Genomic DNA, 16,586 nt, shown 5'->3' on the forward strand with positions numbered 1-16,586 from the left:
GCCTGGCACGACAGCGTAGGATTGCTATCGCTTGTAGCCGGAGGGGTCAACTAAATGCTGAAGCGAGGCGATGCTGTACCTGAAGGACAGAACTACGTCCTCTCTAGTCTTCCGCCGAGTCCGGCGCAGAAACGACTCGCGCTCGGTATCGTGCTCGCACTTTGCGTCGCTCTTGCCCTTGTCACCGGGCCGTTCGGCGGCATGCAATTGGGCGCGATCCACTCGTTCGTCGCCGTTTACACGACGGCGATGTTTGTGATCGACTTGATCACCGCGATCATCTTGTTCGCTCAGTTTTCTATTTTGCGATCGCGCGCGATTCTCGTGATCGCGAGCGGGTATCTCTTCACCGCGCTCCTGATTGTCCCCTACGTACTCGCATTTCCGGGCGTGTTGGCACCCAACGGTTTGGTGGGGGGATTGCAAACTTCGGCGCACTTGTACCTGTTGTGGCACTGTGGGTTCCCGCTGTTTGTGATCGGTTATGCGTTGTCGAAGGACGCTGGCGCAAGCTCTGATGTGCCGACGGAGAAGGTACGTCCGGCAATCGTACGCAGCATTCTCTGGACAGTGACTGGTGCGATGGCGGCAGCATTGCTGTCCATAGATGGCGGACCAGGATTGCCGCGCATCATGCTTGACCAGAGCACCTTCGTTCCGAACTGGCCTTACGTGGTCGGCGCACCCATCGCCTTGCTATGCATGGTTGCCCTCGCCGTCCTTTGGGTTCGACGGCAGTCAATTCTCGATCTGGTGTTGATGGTCGTCTTGTGCACGTACCTGATTGAGATTCCGCCGCATTTCTATCCGGCTCCGGCCCGCTTCAGCACCGGCTGGTATGCGGTCCGTGTCACTAGCTTGATGTCAAGCAGTATCGTCCTTATCGTCCTGCTGTATGAGATCTCGGCGCTCTACGCAAGGCTTCTCTCCGTAGTGCTCGGTCAACGTCGCATCGTGGAGCTCTCGCGGATGCTCGCGTCGGAGACAGCGGCCAGCCAGGAAAATGCCCGCCTCTACCGTGAGCTCCAAGAACGCGAGGGGCGCGTTCGACGGCTTTTCAATTCGAACATCATTGGTATCTTCACCTGGAATCTTGACGGCCACATCATCAGCGCCAACGATGCCTTCGGACGAATCGTCGGGTACGGAAGCGACGACATGATGCCGGGGAAACTGAGCTGGAAGGACTTGATGCCGCCAGAGTGGGATCCGGGCGATGACCAGGTCATGACGAACATGCTGGCCACCGGCGTCGCACCTCCATTCGAGGCGGAGTATGTGAGGAAGGACGGCGTTCGTGTTCCCGTGCTGATTGGTGCGGCGCTGTTCGATGGGACGCCAACGGAAGGGGTGGCGTTTGTTCTCGATCTCACGGATCGCAAGCGTGCGGAGCAGGCCGCTCGGGAAAGCGATCAGCGATATCACGACATAGAGAGGCAGTTGGCGGACGCGAACCGCATCGCGAGCATTGCGCAGCTATCGGCGACGATCGCCCATGAGATTAACCAGCCACTCTCGGGCATCATCACCAACGCCAGCACAGGCCTGCGGATGCTTGCTGCCGATCCCCCCGACATCGAGGGCGCGCGCGAAACGGCGCGAAGAGCCATTCGTGACGGCAACCGCGCCGCTGACGTGATCACACGATTGCGTGCGCTGTTCAGCAGGCAGGAGATCATGCTGAAGCCGATAAGTTTGAACGAGGCAACCCGAGAGGTCGTCACGATGGCTTGGAGCGACTTCGAAAAGAACGGCGTGACCCTTCAGCTTGAACTCGGCCAAGACCTGCCGGCCGTCTCAGGCGATCGCATCCAGCTACAACAAGTCATCCTGAACCTGCTTCGCAATGGGTCGGAGGCAATGGCCGGGGTTCACGATCGCCCCCGGCGCTTGGTGATCAGCACCGAGCGGGATAATGACAATCATGTGCGCTTCGCCGTTCGGGATGTCGGCGTTGGCCTGGATCTCGAGGGTAGCGAGAAACTGTTCGCTGCGTTCTACTCGACAAAGCCCGGCGGCATGGGCATCGGCTTGTCCATCAGCCGCTCGATCATCGAGGAGCATCACGGCCGTCTCTGGGCGGAGCCCAACGACGATCAAGGGGCAACATTCTCATTCTCCATTCCTCGCCATACCGAATCGTAAGCGCCACCGGGATGAAAAATCAGGCGACCTTGGTTGGCGCGATGCTCGCGGCAGCTTCCAGTTCACCGGCTCTAGCACAAAGCAATGTAACCCTCTACGGCCGGATAGATCTGTCCGTGGAATCCGTCCATTCACGATACTGGAGATGGGCTGCTTCCGACGCACGAGCGACCATGATGTCTATTCAGCCGCTACAAACGTGTTTTATACGAGAAGCGGTTATGTCCCATCGCTCAGCGCAGTTCCAATGGACTCACAGACCGCGGGTAGTTAGTTTGGTGGCGCTTCAACTGGGCGCGCCAGTTACTCGTCTATTCGACCAACGTCATGCCTGCATAGCGGACCGCGGCACGGTCGAAGCTAACCACTGCGCTGCACCCCTCGCGAAGCGCGATCTGCGCAACCAGGAAATCTGCAAAACCGGCCTTGCCCGACTTTCCCGCCCGCAAGGCCTGAACGGCGTCCTGCACTGCCTCGCGCGCCTGCAGCTTGAACTGCGGCGTGGCGAGCAAGTCGGCCACCGTGTCCGAGAGCTCGACCGTTGTGGCGCCGTAAACGCTCTGCAGCACCCAGCATAGCTCGACTAAGACCACCAGGCTGATGAATCCAGGGGAGCGCTGGCTAAGCCGCTTCTCGATAAATCGAGTAGCGCTAGCAGCTTGGGCAATGTCGTCCTGTGCAAGATACCGGACAAGGACATTGGTATCCAGGCCAATCACGGCTCAGCGCCCGGATCTGCGCTGGCGATCAGCGACTGCTTCGCCAATGGCCCGGTCCATCGCTTCGAGGCTGACTGGCCTTCCAACGCGACCGGCGAACCGTCCCTTCAAAGATGAAACCTTGTTTCTGACGGGAACGACCTTGAACCCGTCCCCCTCGGCAACGAAATCCACCTTTGCGCCAGCCTCCAACCCAAGGGCGGAACGCACGGATGCGGGCAGGGTGATCTGGCCCTTGCTGGTTAGCGTTGCAACTGGCATCAAAACTCCTTACGTCGTGTAAGGAATTCTACATCAACGGCTCATGCAAGGCCGGTTGGAAGCCATGATCGGCCGTTTTCGACGGCGCGCCACAGACTTCAGTCGCAGGCCTCGGTGCTTGGCAGCAAATACCGCAAAGTTATGGGCTGGGCTTGACGCTATGGAACGCCCCCTCCATCTGCCTGGCCCGCTTGACCTCATCGACGTGCAGATAGATCGAAGTCGTTTGGATCGATGCGTGTCGCAGGTTGTCCCTGACGGTGGTCAGTTCTGCGCCATGCGCCAGCGCATGGGTCGCATGGGTATGCCGCATCCAGTGCGGGCTGGCTCGCCTGAGCTTCTCCGCCGTAGCCGGATTCTCCGCCTCGATGACTTGAGCCACCTGCGCGAAGAAGCGCTTCATCACATGCCACAAGCGCGCCGCGGTGATGCCTGTCTTGCTGCCGATGCTGGCTTCGTCTCCCTCGATGTTCCCGATCAACGTGGTCGCCGGGTCCCATCTCGAAGGGGTGACGGGCAGTTGCCGCTGCATGAGACAACGGTCCAAGGCCCCACGTGCCAGCGAGGGCAGGGCGACTTTGGCAGCCTTGCCTCCCTTACCAATCAGGTGCAGCCAGTGGTCGCCCTGGCCGTCGGTCTCGATCTGGCCCAGCTTGGCATCCACCAGTTCGCTCAAGCGTAGGCCGGTGGCGTAGGCAAAGTCCAGGACGAATAAGCTCAACTTGCTCTCGTCGGCTTCGCGATCGGTCAAGAGAGTCAAGGACTATCGGGTCGGATATCGGGCGCGGGGGTCGAGGAGATGCCCTGCGCCTTGGCAGCAAGTGATTGCGCGGCCATCGCTGCCGTGAAGCCCCGTCGCGAGCGCAGACGCCTCCAGTAAGCCGCCACCGAGGGTGTGAAGCGCTCCCCGAAGCCCAGATGATCGGCCAGCAACAATGCATAGCCAACCGACACGTCCGCGGCGGTGAAGCGGCCCGCACAGAGGTAGTCGCGCTCCGCGAGCAGCGGCTCCAGCGTTCGCAGGCGCGCCAGGAACCACTTGGCATAGTCGTCGGCGACCTGCGGCTGTTTTCGCTCCGCCAACTCGAAGTGTGCATACCGCAACACGAGCGTTTGCGGAAAGGTCAAGGTCGCCTCGCCGAAGTGAAGGTAGTTGAGGTACGGCCCGAAGTCTGGCTCGTCAGGACCTACATCCAGTTGGCCCGCCGAAAATTGCGCGGCCAGGTATTGGCAGATCGCGGCCGATTCGGTCATTCGCATGACGCCGTCGGACAGCATCGGCACCGTACCCAGCGGGTTGACCTCGAGATACGTCCGAGACAGCACGCGCGGCGGAAAGGGCAGCATCTGGAGGTCGTAGGAAAGCCCGATCTCTTCAAGCATCCAGAGGGGCCGGAACGAGCGTGCGCTGACGCAATGGTGCAGGGTGATCATGTGTCGAGAGCAACTGCTCATTGAGGCGATAGGAACAAGGATTCGATCTCCCGGGCGGCAAAGGCGATGCGTGCCTGCGTGCTCTGCAAGTATTCGGGGGACGAGTATCGTGTGCTGGTTCCCGAGAGTGAAAGCGCGCCGAGCAGCTTGCCTCTCGCATCGAAGACCGGCGCGGCGACTGCCGCAAGTTCCGGGTCGCGTTCTCCAAGGCTCGTCTGTACCAAGTCCGGGCCGCCAGCAGGCCGACCTCCTTCGTACAGCCTCAACACCCGTCCTCCAGCTCCGCGCTCCGTGGGCAACACGTCCCCGACCTTCAAGACGTGGCCGACTGCATGGTGGCCGGCTGCAAGCGCCACACACAGGCGCAGATCGCCATGCCTCACAAAGAAGCTCGCGGTCTCTCCCGATTCTTTGGCGATCCGATCGATGACCGGTTGTACGACCGCTGCAATCCCGTGCGTCTTGTCCCCCGTGGCCTCGAGAACAGCAGTCGCCGGTCCCAGGCGATAGCGCTCATCGGCGTCCTTCACGGCAAACGAATACCGCATCAAGGATCGCAGCAACCTGGACGCCGTGGCCTTGTCGAGCTGGGTTGTCCGGGCCAGGTCGCTGAGCTTCTGCCCTTCGTCTTTGCGCAGCGCCATCAAAAGCCGAAGTCCGCGTTCAAGCGCGGTGACCCCGAGACCTTTCGCAGAGGCAGCGTCAGGGGTATTTCCGTTGATTGACATGCCAAGTCCCCAGCCTTATAGTTTCATCAGACGATCATACAGGCTCACCAGATGAAACACAAGGACAATGTAATCGACGCGGAACTGCCGTTGGCCGGCGTGAAGGTTCTTGATTTCGGCCACACCGTCATGGCGCCCACCTGCGGGCTCATCCTGGCGGACCTGGGCGCCACGGTCGTTCGTATCGAGCGCCTTGAAGGCGACCCGACACGCAACCTGGCGGGTTTTGGCTCGGGCTTTTTTGGGTACCTGAACAGAAACAAGGAAAGTGTGGCGGTTGATCTGAAGAATCCGCAGTCACGTCCCATTCTGGACAACGCCATCCAGTGGGCCGACGTCCTGATCGAGAACTTCGGTCCCGATGTCATGACGCGCCTGGGCTACGGTTATGCCGCTGCCAGCGCGTTGAACGAGCGGCTGGTTTACTGCTCGCTGAAGGGCTTCTTGCCGGGCCCCTACGAAGCGCGCACCGCGCTGGACGAGGTTGTCCAGATGATGGGCGGCCTGGCGTACATGACGGGTCCGGCCGGACGCCCGATCCGGGCGGGTGCATCGATTGTCGACATGACGGGTGGCATGTTCGGCGTCATCGGCATCATGGCCGCTCTTCGCGCGCGCGAGCAATCCGGGCGCGGCGCCTTCGTCACCAGCGCACTGTACGAATCCACGGCATTCCTGGTCGGGCAGCACATGGCCATGGTGCAGCTGGGCGGCACCGAACTGGTCCCTATGCCCGACAGGACACAGGCCTGGGGCGTGTATGACCTGTGCCAATGTTCCGATGGCCAGATGTTCATCGGCCTCACGAGCGATGCGCAATGGCTTCGCTTTTGCAACGAGTTCGGTTTCGACGAGCTGCGCGACGATCCGCGGTTGGCCAACAACACGGCTCGAACGGCTGCCCGGAGTTGGATGCTGCCGCGCTTGAACGAGGAGTTATCGGCGTTCTCGATGGCGCAAGTGGAGGCCCATTGCATTCGGGCCCAGGTTCCGTTCGGGCCTGTGCGCACCCCGCTCGACCTGCTCGATGACGAACACCTCGGCGCAAACGGCTCCCTGTTGGACGTCTGGGTGGAAGACAAACATGCGGCACTCCCGGCAATGCCGTTCCGCATCAACGACCAAAAGCCTGCAGTTCGCCTGCAGCCACAAAGCGTGGGCGCGCAGACGGCCAAGTACCTCGAGGCTTGGGGGCTGTCAGCGGCGGCTTCGCGCGATCTCTTTGCATCCCGCACAGTCGCGGGCCCGCATTGACAAGTCAGCACACCTTCACCGCTGCCAGATGCCACAAGAGCAAAGCAGCCCTTTGATCACATAACAACCACCCGGAGACAAACATGACATTCATCAGCAGACGCGACATCCTGACCGCCCTCGCAGGGTTCTGCGTCACATTTGGTACGGCCTACGCCGACACTTACCCCAGCAAGCCGATTCGTATGATCACGCCGAACTCGGCAGGCTCCGGCGCCGACAACATGACGAGGCGCCTGGCCGATCAGATGTCCAGGGCATTGAAACAGCCGTTCGTCGTGGAGAACATACCGGGCGCCGGCGGCGTCGTGGGCACCGAGGCCTTGCTGCGGGCCCCTGCCGACGGGTACACCATCGCGCTCATCAGCTCGAACTACGTCGTGTTTCCCCATGTCTACAAGAAGCTGAGTTTCGACGCGCTGAAGGACATCACGCCGATCGCGGGGGTTGCCACATCGCCGATGGTGCTGGTCACGCGCGCCGACCTGCCGGCGAACAATGTGGGTGAACTCAAAGCGCTGGCGTTGAAGGAACCGAACAAGTTGACGCTGGGTTCATCCGGCAACGGTACGATCCTTCACCTTGCAGGGATGTACATGCAAGAAAAAGGGCAGTTCTCGCTGCTGCACGTCCCCTACAAAGGCGTGGCGCCGGTGATCCCCGATCTGGTCAGCGGCGTCGTCGACGTGGCCTTCCTTTCGTACGCGTCTGTCGAGGGTCTGGTCAAGCAGGGTCGTCTCAAGGTTCTGGCGGTGTCCAGTGACAAGCGGGCGACGGCGTTGCCCAATGTGCCGACCCTGTCCGAAACCATTCCCGGCTGCGTTCTGGAAGCGTGGTACGCGGTGATCGGTCCCAAGGCAATGCCGGCTGACATCGTTCGCAAGCTCAACGAAACCATCAACATCACCCTGCAGAGCTCGGCGTTCCAGAGCCAGATTGCGGCCGAGGGCGCAGTGACGGCGCCGATGAGCCCGGATCAACTGAAGGCGTTCTTGGCGTCAGAGTACGTCAAGCACGGCGATTTGGTGGCGCGCGCTGGTGTCGTTATTCAGTGAGGCGCAGGTAGCCATGCCGCCCCGCACGCTTTTCCAGAAGCTCTGGGATCAACATCACATCGCCGACCTTGTGGGCGGCGAGGCGCTTATCCACATCGACCGACATTTGCTTTACGAGATCACGAGCCCTCAGGCATTTGAAAGCTTGCGATTGACAGGGCGTGCGGTGCGCAATCCGGAGCTGACCTACGGAACCACCGACCACCTGATCTCGACGGATCGCGGCCGCGGAGACGACACGGTCGATGGTGGAAAAAAGCTGATCCAGGCCTTTCGCAAGAGCACGCATGAGCACGAGATACGGCACTTCGATGTGCACGACCCGCAGCAAGGCATCGTTCACGTCATCGCGCCCGAACTCGGCATCGCGCTCCCTGGCGTTACCCTGGTCTGTGGCGACAGCCACACCGGGACCGTTGGCGCCCTGGGTGCCTGGGCCTGGGGAATCGGTACATCGTCTGTCGAGCAAGTTCTGGCAACACAAACCCTGGCCGTGCGAAAACCGAAAACGATGCGCATCCATGTGGATGGCGTGCTGGGCAATGGTGTGACCGCCAAGGATCTCATCCTGTTTCTGATCGGTCAGATCGGCACCGCGGGTGCGACGGGATACGCATTGGAACTGAGTGGCCAGGCAATTTCCGCAATGCCGATGGAGGGAAGATTCACCCTGTGCAACATGGGTGTCGAAGCGGGAGCCAGGACAACGTTGATTGCACCGGACGAAACCACGTTCGACTACGTCAGGACACGCGAATTCGCGCCCACTGGCGATGCGTTCGAGATGGCTGTTTCGCACTGGCGCCAGCTTGCCAGCGATGCCGGTGCCGTCTACGACGCCGAGTTCGACTTCGACGCGAGCGTCGTCGCACCGCAAGTCACATGGGGTACCAGTCCGGAGCAGGTCACTGCGATCGATGCGCTCGTGCCCGACCCGGCGCAGATCGAGGACAAGGAAGAGCGCGAAGCCGCGCAACGCGCCATCGAATACATGGGCATCCAACCTGGCGCGCCCCTGTTGGGCTTGAAGATCGACAACGTTTTCATCGGTTCTTGCACCAACAGCCGCATTTCAGACCTGCAAGCCGCGGCCGCCGTCGCACGAGGCCGGAAGGTCGCGGGGCATGTGCGCGCCATCGTGGTGCCGGGGTCCATGACCGTGAAGCGAGAGGCGGAAGCGCTCGGCCTGGATCGCATCTTCCTGGATGCGGGGTTCGAGTGGCGCGAGCCGGGGTGCTCGATGTGCGCCGCCGTGAACAGTGATCGTGTCCCGGCGGGGAAACGCTGCGTGTCGACCTCGAACCGAAATTTCGAGGGACGCCAAGGGCCAGGTGCGCGAACGCATCTCGCCAGCCCCGCCGTGGCAGCCGCAGCCGCTATTGCCGGCAAGCTGACCGATATCCGCGAACTTGGAGCAAGTTGATGGAACCGTTCATTCAATTGCAAGGCACTGCGGCGCCGCTGCCCAGGATCAACGTGGACACCGACGCGATCATCGCCGTCCAGCATGTCTACACGCTGTCGAAAGCCGGGTTGGAAAAGTATCTCTTCCATCGATGGCGATATGCCGGGGACGGCAGCGAGACGCAAGAATTCGTGCTGAACCGGGAGCCTTTCCGGCGCGCCTCGATCCTCGTCGCGCGCGCAAACTTCGGATGCGGTAGCTCTCGAGAGCACGCCGTATGGGCACTCGTCGACTTCGGTTTCCGCAGCATCATTGCCCCGTCGTTTGCGTCCATCTTCTACGAGAACTGCATCAAGAACGGCATCCTGCCGGTGACGCTGCCAGAGGGCGCCGTGGAAGGACTGTTGGCCATGCTGGAGCGGAATCCGGGCGAGACAGTGACGGTGGATCTGCGTTCCTGCCAAGTGGTGTTTCCCGATCGGTCGATCCATGCGTTCGAGATCGACGAAGCACGCCGCGACACGCTGCTCCAGGGACTGGATCCGATCACCCTCGCTGCAAGCCATGAGGAAGACATCGCCGCCTACCAGCGCAAGGACCGCCTGGCACGTCCGTGGGTGTGGGCACAACGCATTGATTCGATGGACAGGCTCCCATGAATACACCCACACCTGTGATCGTTCGCGAAGTTGGCTTGCGCGACGGCCTTCAAAGCATTGCCAGGACGCTCCCGACGGAGCAGAAACTCGAATGGCTGCATGGCGCGTACGCCGCCGGACTGCGCGAGATCGAGGTCGGCTCCTTCGTGCCGGCACGCCTGCTCCCTCAGTTGGCGGACACGGCGGACCTGGTGGCCAGCGCCAGAAGGCTTCCGGGTCTGGTGACGTCCGTGCTGGTTCCCAACCTCAAGGGGGCGCAAGCCGCCCTCGACAGCGGCGCGGACGTCATGCTGCTGCCCCTGTCCGCGAGCCATGCCCACAGCCTGGCCAATCTGCGAAAAACGCCCGACGAAGTGGTGGCGGAAATCGCCCTTATTCGCAGCCTGCGCGACAGCAGCGGATCGGCCTGCCTGATCGAGGTCGGTCTCAGCACGGCGTTCGGTTGCACGATTCAGGGCGCTGTCGATGAAAGCGAGGTACTACGCCTGCTGCAAGCCGTGCTCGATGCCGGGGCCGACCGCGTTGGACTTGCCGATACTGTGGGCTATGCACAGCCGATGCAGGTTAGGAGCTTGTTCGAGAAGGGGTTCGCAGTTGCAGGCGATCGCCTGGCCTGTGGACATTTTCACGACACGCGAGGTCTGGGTCTGGCCAACGTGTTCGCGGCTTGGGAGGCCGGGGTTCGCCGATTCGATGCCTGCACCGCCGGCATTGGCGGGTGCCCACATGCACCGGGCGCAAGTGGCAATGTATCCACGGAAGACACGGCCTTCCTTTTTGCAAGCATGGGCGTGCCAACAGGGCTGGAATTTGACGCGCTCCTCGCACTGCGCGCCAAGGTTGCGCAGTGGTTGGAGGGCGAGACTCTTCACGGTGCCGTGTGGCGTGCGGGGCTGCCCAAGACGATGCTGCCTGGAGCGTAGATTCGAGGCGCGCAGGGATCAGATCGTGCGAGCATCCAGCGCGACTGACGGTCGCGCTGGACCAGCACAGCCTGCCGCTCACGCGGCCCCGCGTGAGCGGTCGTCACGGACAGGCGCCTGGATAGTCTGGATCTGCTGCGCGCGTTCAACGAGGTGGCAGCCTCTGGCAGCTTCTCGCGAACGGCCAAGCACCTCGCGCTGTCGCGGGGAACCCGGGATGCGATGGCCATCGGCACAGCCGGGTATACGGCGATGCTATCGATCCTCGCGTTGGAACATGGCGGGATTACACCGGCCGTGGCGACATCATCGTCACTGGCGCGAATGGCGGCGTCGGCTCGATCGCGATCGCGCTTTTGTCGGACCTCGGCTATCGCGTCATCGCTTCCACGGGACGGCTGCAGGAAAGCCAGTACCTTCGCGATCTCGGCGCGGCCGAGATCCTCGATCGCAAGACCCTCTCGCAAGCAGGCGCGCCCATCGCGAGGGAAAGATGGGCCGGCGCGGTGGATTCCGTGGGCAGCCACACCTTGGCCAACGTGCTGGCGCAAACGAAATATCGCGGCGTTGTGACGGCGTGCGGCTTGGCTCAAGGGCTAGATCTTCCGGCATCGGTGCTGCCCTTCATCCTGCGCAACGTGACCCTCGCCGGCATTGACTCGGTCAATGCCCCGCAGCACGTTCGCGTCGAGGCATGGTCGCGACTCGCCCGCGACCTGGACCTCGCCAAGCTCGCCCGCACGACCCAGGTCATCGGCCTGGCCGATGTGCCCGCCATCGTCGGGCGGATCTTTGAGGGACAGGTTCGCGGCCGCACCGTCGTCGACGTCAACGCCTAAGGGTTGAGCAGGGGCATCGGCCACTTCGTGTGCATGACTGGGCCGAGCTCCTACTGGCCAGTCTTGGAGAGGCCGAGGGCTTGGACTGCCGTCCTTGCTGAACAGCCTCCAGCCTTGTACGCGAGGATGCCCGTCGGGGCCTTTGTCGGGCAAGATCAGGACAAGATAATCCGCGCGATTTCTTTCGGGTTCTCTACCGCCGAAAAGTGACCGGTCGTCGCCAGTGTGAACATGCGGGGACGTTTCAGCGCAGCCTCGGTGCGACTGCGCTCCGTAATGCGTGACCAGTCTTTGTCGCCATAGATTAGCGTGACAGGCGCCTTCACAGCGGAGTAGCGCTCGCGCGCCTTGCTCCAGGAGCGCCACCCAGCCAAAACCCGTCGCTCGGCGTAGTGGAAGTGAGGCCGTGACCCCGTTTTATGGAACAGGGTGAGCAGATCACCCGGCAATTTCCGTGGGTCCGCGTAACCGCCCTTCATGACATTTCCAATGACCCAGCGGGTGGCGGCGGCCGCAGCGATCGCTCCGAAGACGGGGACTTGCAGGCCGCCGATGATCAGATTGGCAAACCAGTTGCCGCGACGAAGGCCGTCGGCGTACCGCGTCTCGTAATCATAGGGATTGAGCGCGTAGACGGCACGTATGCGCTCAGGCACATCGGCAGCCGAAGTCAAGGCAATGACGGCACCGATGGACTCGCCCACGAGGGTCACATCACGCAGATCCAGTGCATTCAGAAAGGCAATGAAACCCTTTCGGATATAGGCCTCATCGTAGGGTGCCGACGTGTCAACGGGCGATTCACCGTGGCCCGGAAGATCCACGGCATACACGGTGAACTTCTCTGCGAGCAGCGGCGCCAATGCTCGGAAATATTCCAGTTGGGTGCGAATGGTGTGAAGGAGGACCAGCGGCGGGCCATTTCCCGACTTCTGGTAACGCATGCTGAGCTTGTCTGAAATCTTCAGAAGCGTGGGTTCGCCGGCGCTCTTGTTGCTGTGTTCTCTTGATTCCATCATTCCGACTTTCTGTGATTTGGACGGCCGCTTGGCCATGTGCAATGGTTTGAATGGCCAGAACCGGTAACCGACTACCAAGCCGAATACGTCCGGATCGGCCTTGGCCTCAATGGTCCGCACCTATTGCGCCACGCGGTAGCGTGCTGCCGGCCGGTCAGTGGACAGGTGGGCGGCCATGGCCTGGCGCGCGGCCTCGTAGGCGTCCCACTCCTCCACCTGGTGCAGAGAAGGAATGGTCACCGCCTCGCCGCGGTCGAACCCGACCAGTGCTGCATCCACCAGGTCCTCGGCCCGCATCACGATGGCGCTGGGCAGGTGTTCCACCGGCAGCCCGCCGGTGGCCCAGAAGTCGGTTGCGGTGGCGCCGGGCAGCACCGCCTGCACCTGCACGCCCTGCGGCGCCAGCTCATGCCGCAACGACTGGCTGAAGGCCAGCACGAAAGCCTTGCTCCCGCCATACACGCCGTTGAGGATCTCGGGGGTGATGGCGGCGATGGACGCGATGTTGATCACCGCGCCGCGGCCCCGGGCCACGAAGCCAGGGGCGGCGGCATAGGTAAGCCGCGTGGGCGCCACCACGTTCAGGGCGATCATCCCGGCCATGCGCTCGACATCGCTCTGCAGCAGCGGCGTGTGGGTGCCGATGCCGGCGTTGTTGACCAGCAGCGTGATGCTCGCGTCCTCGCGCAGCTTGGCTTCCACCTTGGCCAACGAGGCGGCATCGCCCAGGTCGGCAGCCGCCACCTCCACCGCGCGGCCGGTGCGGGTGCTGATGTCGTCGGCCAGGAGGTTCAGCCGGTCGCGGTTGCGGGCGACCAGGATCAGGTCGTAGCCGCGGCGGGCCAGCCGGTCGGCGTACAGAGCGCCGATCCCCGACGAAGCGCCGGTGACGAGGGCGGTGCCCAGGGATGGGGAGGAAGCAGTGGTGGTCATGGTGGCGGCGCCTTCAGGGTTGCGATAAGTTGATGGAGCGTATGTTGCGCCGGTTTGTGAATGGCTCAAATGACGTATATAGTCATGATTTACGCCATAGAGACTTTTCATGCATCGCATTGGCTACATCCTGTCGGACGGCTTCCAGGTCATGGCCATCGGCACCCAGGCGGTGTTCGAGATCGCCAACCTGGTGGCCGGCGAGACCTTCTATGCGCTCGAGAACTACGCGGTGGGCGGCGGCGAAGTGCGCTCGTCGCTGGGCATGACGCTACAGACGCGGCGCTTGACCGCCCGCAGCAGCGCCGACACCTGGATGGTGGCCGGCGAGATCGACCCGCTGCTCCGGCCCGCACCGCCCGAACTGTTGCGCCTGCTGCGGCTCGCCGCGCCGCGAGCGCGCCGCGTGGCCGGGCTGTGCACCGGCGGCTTCGTGCTGGCGCAGGCCGGCCTGCTCGATGGCCGCCGCGCCACCACCCATTGGGCCTATGCCGCCGACCTGCAGCAGCGGCATCCCACCATCCGGGTGGAGGCCGACCGCATCTTCATCACCGACGGCCCGTTGTGGACTTCGGCCGGCATGACGGCCGGGCTCGACCTGGCGCTGGGCCTGGTCGAGAAAGACCTGGGAGAGGAAGTGGCCCGCTCGGTCGCGCACTGGCTGGTGATGCAGCAGCGCCGCGCCGGCGGACAGAGCCAGCACTCCGAACTGCTGAAGCTGGCGCCCAAGACCGATCGCATCCAGCTGGCGCTGGACCATGCGCGCCGCCACCTCGCCGGCCCGCTGGGCGTGGAGCAACTGGCCGAGGCGGCCCATCTGAGCCCGCGGCAGTTCAGCCGCGTGTTCACCGCCGAAACCGGCCAGTCGCCGGCCAAGGCCATCGAAGGGCTTCGGCTGGAAGCGGCGCGGCTGATGGTCGAGCAGGGCAGGCACCCGCTGGAAGTCATCGCGCGCGAGACCGGCTTCCGAGACCGGCGGCACATGCGCGAAGCGTTTCTGCGCGGCTTCGGCGTGCCGCCGCAGGGCCTGCGGCGCGGCGCGCGAGAGGCGGCCTGACGCTTCGGGCCGCGCTGCGTCCGGTCAGGCCGCCGACACCCGTCAGACCACATCGCCCACGTTGTCGGACACCAGCAGCGACTGGATGGTCGGTAATGTGCGTGTTCGTCTTGAGGACTCGCTCTTGATTGGGCGGGGCCAACTCGCGGGGTCCAACGCCGAGCAGGTCCTCAAGGTGCGGCGGATGCTGCAGGACCACGGTCTCGAGATCGCCAGGCCGACCGAAGCCCGCGCGATGCTAGCGCCAAAGGGTCCCGACCGTACTCGGTTCTGACATCTCGAGGTCCGCTGTGCGCGATATCGCCTGCCCCCGAGGTTTCCTTTTGGGGGATCTGCCGAAATCGGGTGGCGGGAAGTGCCAAGAATGACTTTCGGCAGCAAGGTCTTCGACCGGGAGTGGCACTCTTGCGGATGTTGCTATCCCTTGCCGTGCGAAGCCGCGCTGCTGGCGCCCGCGAGCCGCCCGATCTGAAAGACATTGTCTGGCGTTACCTGAACATAGTCGTTCAGTCCGCCGGACCGCATGATCGGATAGGCCTCGGCTGTCTGATAAACGCCGTCTTTCAAGAGTGTCTTGTCGATGTAAACGGCCACCACCTCGCCCAACACGAGCCAGCCACTGACCTTCTCGCCTGCGGTGTTTCGGAATTGCACGATGTCGATGACCTTGCATTCCATGGCCGCGCGGCTCTCGCCCACCCGCGGGACGTTGACCTTGCGGCCCGGCACCGCCGTGAGGCCGGCGAACGGAAACTCGTCCTCGCCGTGGGCAAGCGGTGCCGAGGTCTGGTTCATCTGGTCACCCAGCTCGCGGGTGACCAGGTTCCAGGTGAACTCGCGCGTTTCCGATGCGTTTTGAACGCTGTCTTTCCAGGCGATCGAAGAAAATCCGATGATCGGCGGGTCGTAGTTGAACGCGTTGAAGAAACTGTAAGGCGCGAGATTGACTCGCCCCTGCGCGTCGCGCGACGAGATCCAGCCGATGGGCCGCGGGGCGACCAGCGCATTGAGCGGGTTGTGGCTCAGCCCGTGGCCCTGGGCGGGCTCATAGTAGTGAAAGTCTCGAACGGTCATGGTAAGGGCGCCCGCGCGGCCGCGCTATTGCGCCACCAGATTGAGCGTCTTGGCGATGTTGGTGAACTTTTCGTTCTCCGAACGAAGGAAGGTTGCCGCCTGCTGCGGCGTCATCGAGTCCAGCTTGCGCAAGCCCTGCGCGGTCGTGAGCGCGAGGAACTCCGGACTGTCGTTCCACTCGTGGAAGGCCTTGGTCAGGCGCGCCACGACGGCATCGGGTGCGCGCGCGGGCGCGAACAGGCCGGTCCAGATGCCGAACTCGAAGTTCTTGAATCGAGTGTGCTCGCCCAGGGTCGCGAGGTCCGGCAGGAGCGCATGCCGCTTGGCGCTGGCGATGGCGATGGCCTTGATCCGTCCTGTCTGAATCATTCCCAGGATCGGCCCTGCAAGAGGAACAAACGCGAGATCCACTTCCCCGCCGCCGACGGCCGTAGCAATGGGAGCGATGCCCTTGTACGGCACCTCCAGCAACTTGACGCCTACCCGCCCCTGCAATTCAGCGGCCGCAAGATGAGCGAGCGTGCCCTGGCCCCAATGGGCAATGGAGAGTTCCTTCGCGGCGGGCTTTTGCATCTGCTCGAGGAGCGCGCTGAGGTTGTTGAAAGGGCGATCGGGATGACTGACGAGGATCATGTCCGCGCTCCCGAACGAACCGATGAGCTTGAAGTTGTCGGACGTGTACTTGGCCGAGGCGACCGTGAGCGGCGCTACCACCAAATCCGGACCGGCAGTGGCGAGCAGCGTGTACCCATCGGGCGCCGCGTTCAACACGTTCATCGCTGCAATGGAGCCGTTCGCTCCGGGCATGTTGTCGATCACAAGAGCCTGCCCAAGGGCGCGCTGCAGCACGGGCGCGGATGGGCGAACCGAAGCGTCGACCCCGAAACCGGCCGGGTAAGCAATCTTGATCAGGATGGATTTGTTCGGATAGGGCTGAGCGGTGGCGGCAGCGCCGCAAAGCGCGACCACGACAACCGCGGCATTAAAGAGTCTGCGTGTCAATGTTTTCATGTTTTGTCTCCGTGCACTGGTCGGAACCAGGCCAAATGTTGTGAATAGAAGGGTTACTCGTTGATGAGAT

At 62.8% G+C, this 16,586-nt stretch carries 16 protein-coding genes and 2 pseudogenes; 9 read left to right on the plus strand and 9 right to left on the minus strand.

Annotated features, from left to right (window positions below; translation table 11 throughout):
• Positions 1-54: 54 nt before the first annotated feature.
• Positions 55-2,145 carry an MASE4 domain-containing protein gene (locus ACSFA8_RS19900; protein WP_435481205.1) on the plus strand — a complete coding sequence of 697 codons (2,091 nt, stop codon included), beginning with the start codon at positions 55-57 and terminating at the stop codon, positions 2,143-2,145.
• 311 nt (positions 2,146-2,456) lie between these two features.
• Here ACSFA8_RS19900 and ACSFA8_RS19905 read toward each other — a convergent pair whose 3' ends face one another.
• The 5 genes and pseudogenes from ACSFA8_RS19905 to ACSFA8_RS19925 form a co-directional block, all read right to left on the minus strand.
• Positions 2,457-2,864, minus strand: coding sequence for a PIN domain-containing protein (locus tag ACSFA8_RS19905; RefSeq protein ID WP_435481206.1), 408 nt, complete (start codon positions 2,862-2,864; stop codon positions 2,457-2,459).
• A 3-nt stretch (positions 2,865-2,867) separates the two neighbouring features.
• The gene (locus ACSFA8_RS19910) at positions 2,868-3,125 is read right to left on the minus strand and encodes an AbrB/MazE/SpoVT family DNA-binding domain-containing protein (RefSeq protein ID WP_435481207.1); all 258 of its coding nucleotides are present in this window, start codon (positions 3,123-3,125) and stop codon (positions 2,868-2,870) included.
• A 139-nt stretch (positions 3,126-3,264) separates the two neighbouring features.
• Positions 3,265-3,837: pseudogene (locus ACSFA8_RS19915) on the minus strand (tyrosine-type recombinase/integrase); the annotation flags it as partial.
• 44 nt (positions 3,838-3,881) lie between these two features.
• Positions 3,882-4,559 carry a glutathione S-transferase family protein gene (locus ACSFA8_RS19920; RefSeq protein ID WP_435481208.1) on the minus strand — a complete coding sequence of 226 codons (678 nt, stop codon included), beginning with the start codon at positions 4,557-4,559 and terminating at the stop codon, positions 3,882-3,884.
• A gap of 17 nt (positions 4,560-4,576) precedes the next feature.
• Complete coding sequence (locus ACSFA8_RS19925; RefSeq protein ID WP_435481209.1) at positions 4,577-5,287, minus strand: IclR family transcriptional regulator; 711 nt, start codon at positions 5,285-5,287, stop codon at positions 4,577-4,579.
• A gap of 51 nt (positions 5,288-5,338) precedes the next feature.
• On the opposite strand from ACSFA8_RS19925, the gene ACSFA8_RS19930 reads away from it, so the two are divergent.
• The 6 genes and pseudogenes from ACSFA8_RS19930 (at position 5,339) to ACSFA8_RS19955 (ending at position 11,422) form a co-directional block, all read left to right on the plus strand.
• Positions 5,339-6,541 (plus strand): CaiB/BaiF CoA transferase family protein, encoded by a 1,203-nt coding sequence (locus tag ACSFA8_RS19930; protein ID WP_435481210.1) that lies wholly within the window; start codon positions 5,339-5,341, stop codon positions 6,539-6,541.
• A gap of 83 nt (positions 6,542-6,624) precedes the next feature.
• Entirely contained in the window at positions 6,625-7,596 is a 972-nt protein-coding gene (locus ACSFA8_RS19935) for a Bug family tripartite tricarboxylate transporter substrate binding protein (protein WP_435481211.1), read from the plus strand.
• 13 nt (positions 7,597-7,609) lie between these two features.
• Positions 7,610-9,019, plus strand: coding sequence for a 3-isopropylmalate dehydratase large subunit (gene leuC, locus ACSFA8_RS19940; RefSeq protein WP_435481212.1), 1,410 nt, complete (start codon positions 7,610-7,612; stop codon positions 9,017-9,019).
• Entirely contained in the window at positions 9,019-9,660 is a 642-nt protein-coding gene (leuD, locus tag ACSFA8_RS19945; protein WP_435481213.1) for a 3-isopropylmalate dehydratase small subunit, read from the plus strand. Before leuC ends, leuD begins: the two co-directional genes overlap by 1 nt.
• Positions 9,657-10,583, plus strand: a complete 927-nt coding sequence (locus ACSFA8_RS19950) for a hydroxymethylglutaryl-CoA lyase (RefSeq protein WP_435481214.1) — start codon at positions 9,657-9,659, stop codon at positions 10,581-10,583. Before leuD ends, ACSFA8_RS19950 begins: the two co-directional genes overlap by 4 nt.
• Before the next feature lie 153 nt (positions 10,584-10,736).
• Positions 10,737-11,422, plus strand: a pseudogene (locus ACSFA8_RS19955) (zinc-binding dehydrogenase).
• 155 nt (positions 11,423-11,577) lie between these two features.
• On the opposite strand, the gene ACSFA8_RS19960 reads toward ACSFA8_RS19955, so the two are convergent.
• Positions 11,578-12,561, minus strand: coding sequence for an alpha/beta fold hydrolase (locus ACSFA8_RS19960; RefSeq protein WP_435481215.1), 984 nt, complete (start codon positions 12,559-12,561; stop codon positions 11,578-11,580).
• Positions 12,562-13,374 (minus strand): SDR family NAD(P)-dependent oxidoreductase, encoded by an 813-nt coding sequence (locus ACSFA8_RS19965; protein ID WP_435481216.1) that lies wholly within the window; start codon positions 13,372-13,374, stop codon positions 12,562-12,564. It abuts the gene before it with no gap.
• Positions 13,375-13,483: 109 nt separating this feature from the next.
• Here ACSFA8_RS19965 and ACSFA8_RS19970 point away from each other — a divergent pair, with 109 nt between their 5' ends.
• On the plus strand, positions 13,484-14,431 hold the full coding sequence (locus ACSFA8_RS19970; protein ID WP_435481217.1) for a GlxA family transcriptional regulator: 948 nt from the start codon (positions 13,484-13,486) through the stop codon (positions 14,429-14,431).
• A gap of 85 nt (positions 14,432-14,516) precedes the next feature.
• The gene (locus ACSFA8_RS19975) at positions 14,517-14,705 is read left to right on the plus strand and encodes a 3-keto-5-aminohexanoate cleavage protein (protein ID WP_435481305.1); all 189 of its coding nucleotides are present in this window, start codon (positions 14,517-14,519) and stop codon (positions 14,703-14,705) included.
• 143 nt (positions 14,706-14,848) lie between these two features.
• On the opposite strand, the gene ACSFA8_RS19980 is transcribed toward ACSFA8_RS19975, so the two are convergent.
• Together ACSFA8_RS19980 and ACSFA8_RS19985 are read right to left on the minus strand one after the other, a co-directional pair.
• Positions 14,849-15,505: a flavin reductase family protein gene (locus ACSFA8_RS19980; protein WP_435481218.1), complete on the minus strand. Its 657-nt coding sequence runs from the start codon at positions 15,503-15,505 to the stop codon at positions 14,849-14,851.
• Between the two features lie 24 nt (positions 15,506-15,529).
• The gene (locus tag ACSFA8_RS19985; RefSeq protein WP_435481219.1) at positions 15,530-16,516 is read right to left on the minus strand and encodes a Bug family tripartite tricarboxylate transporter substrate binding protein; all 987 of its coding nucleotides are present in this window, start codon (positions 16,514-16,516) and stop codon (positions 15,530-15,532) included.
• Positions 16,517-16,586: the final 70 nt, after the last annotated feature.

The sequence above is a fragment of the Variovorax nitratireducens genome, from assembly GCF_051216545.1.
GTDB lineage: Bacteria > Pseudomonadota > Gammaproteobacteria > Burkholderiales > Burkholderiaceae_C > Variovorax.

Bases quoted from the DNA above. Each gene is read 5' to 3' on its own strand.
- leuC (WP_435481212.1), top strand. From the start codon at position 7,610: ATGCCGCCCCGCACGCTTTTCCAGAAGCTCTGGGATCAACATCACATC.
- ACSFA8_RS19925 (WP_435481209.1), bottom strand. From the start codon at position 5,287: ATGTCAATCAACGGAAATACCCCTGACGCTGCCTCTGCGAAAGGTCTC.
- leuD (WP_435481213.1), top strand. From the start codon at position 9,019: ATGGAACCGTTCATTCAATTGCAAGGCACTGCGGCGCCGCTGCCCAGG.
- ACSFA8_RS19985 (WP_435481219.1), bottom strand. From the start codon at position 16,516: ATGAAAACATTGACACGCAGACTCTTTAATGCCGCGGTTGTCGTGGTC.
- ACSFA8_RS19950 (WP_435481214.1), top strand. From the start codon at position 9,657: ATGAATACACCCACACCTGTGATCGTTCGCGAAGTTGGCTTGCGCGAC.
- ACSFA8_RS19910 (WP_435481207.1), bottom strand. From the start codon at position 3,125: ATGCCAGTTGCAACGCTAACCAGCAAGGGCCAGATCACCCTGCCCGCA.
- ACSFA8_RS19935 (WP_435481211.1), top strand. From the start codon at position 6,625: ATGACATTCATCAGCAGACGCGACATCCTGACCGCCCTCGCAGGGTTC.
- ACSFA8_RS19900 (WP_435481205.1), top strand. From the start codon at position 55: ATGCTGAAGCGAGGCGATGCTGTACCTGAAGGACAGAACTACGTCCTC.
- ACSFA8_RS19975 (WP_435481305.1), top strand. From the start codon at position 14,517: ATGGTCGGTAATGTGCGTGTTCGTCTTGAGGACTCGCTCTTGATTGGG.
- ACSFA8_RS19965 (WP_435481216.1), bottom strand. From the start codon at position 13,374: ATGACCACCACTGCTTCCTCCCCATCCCTGGGCACCGCCCTCGTCACC.
- ACSFA8_RS19920 (WP_435481208.1), bottom strand. From the start codon at position 4,559: ATGATCACCCTGCACCATTGCGTCAGCGCACGCTCGTTCCGGCCCCTC.
- ACSFA8_RS19970 (WP_435481217.1), top strand. From the start codon at position 13,484: ATGCATCGCATTGGCTACATCCTGTCGGACGGCTTCCAGGTCATGGCC.
- ACSFA8_RS19930 (WP_435481210.1), top strand. From the start codon at position 5,339: ATGAAACACAAGGACAATGTAATCGACGCGGAACTGCCGTTGGCCGGC.
- ACSFA8_RS19980 (WP_435481218.1), bottom strand. From the start codon at position 15,505: ATGACCGTTCGAGACTTTCACTACTATGAGCCCGCCCAGGGCCACGGG.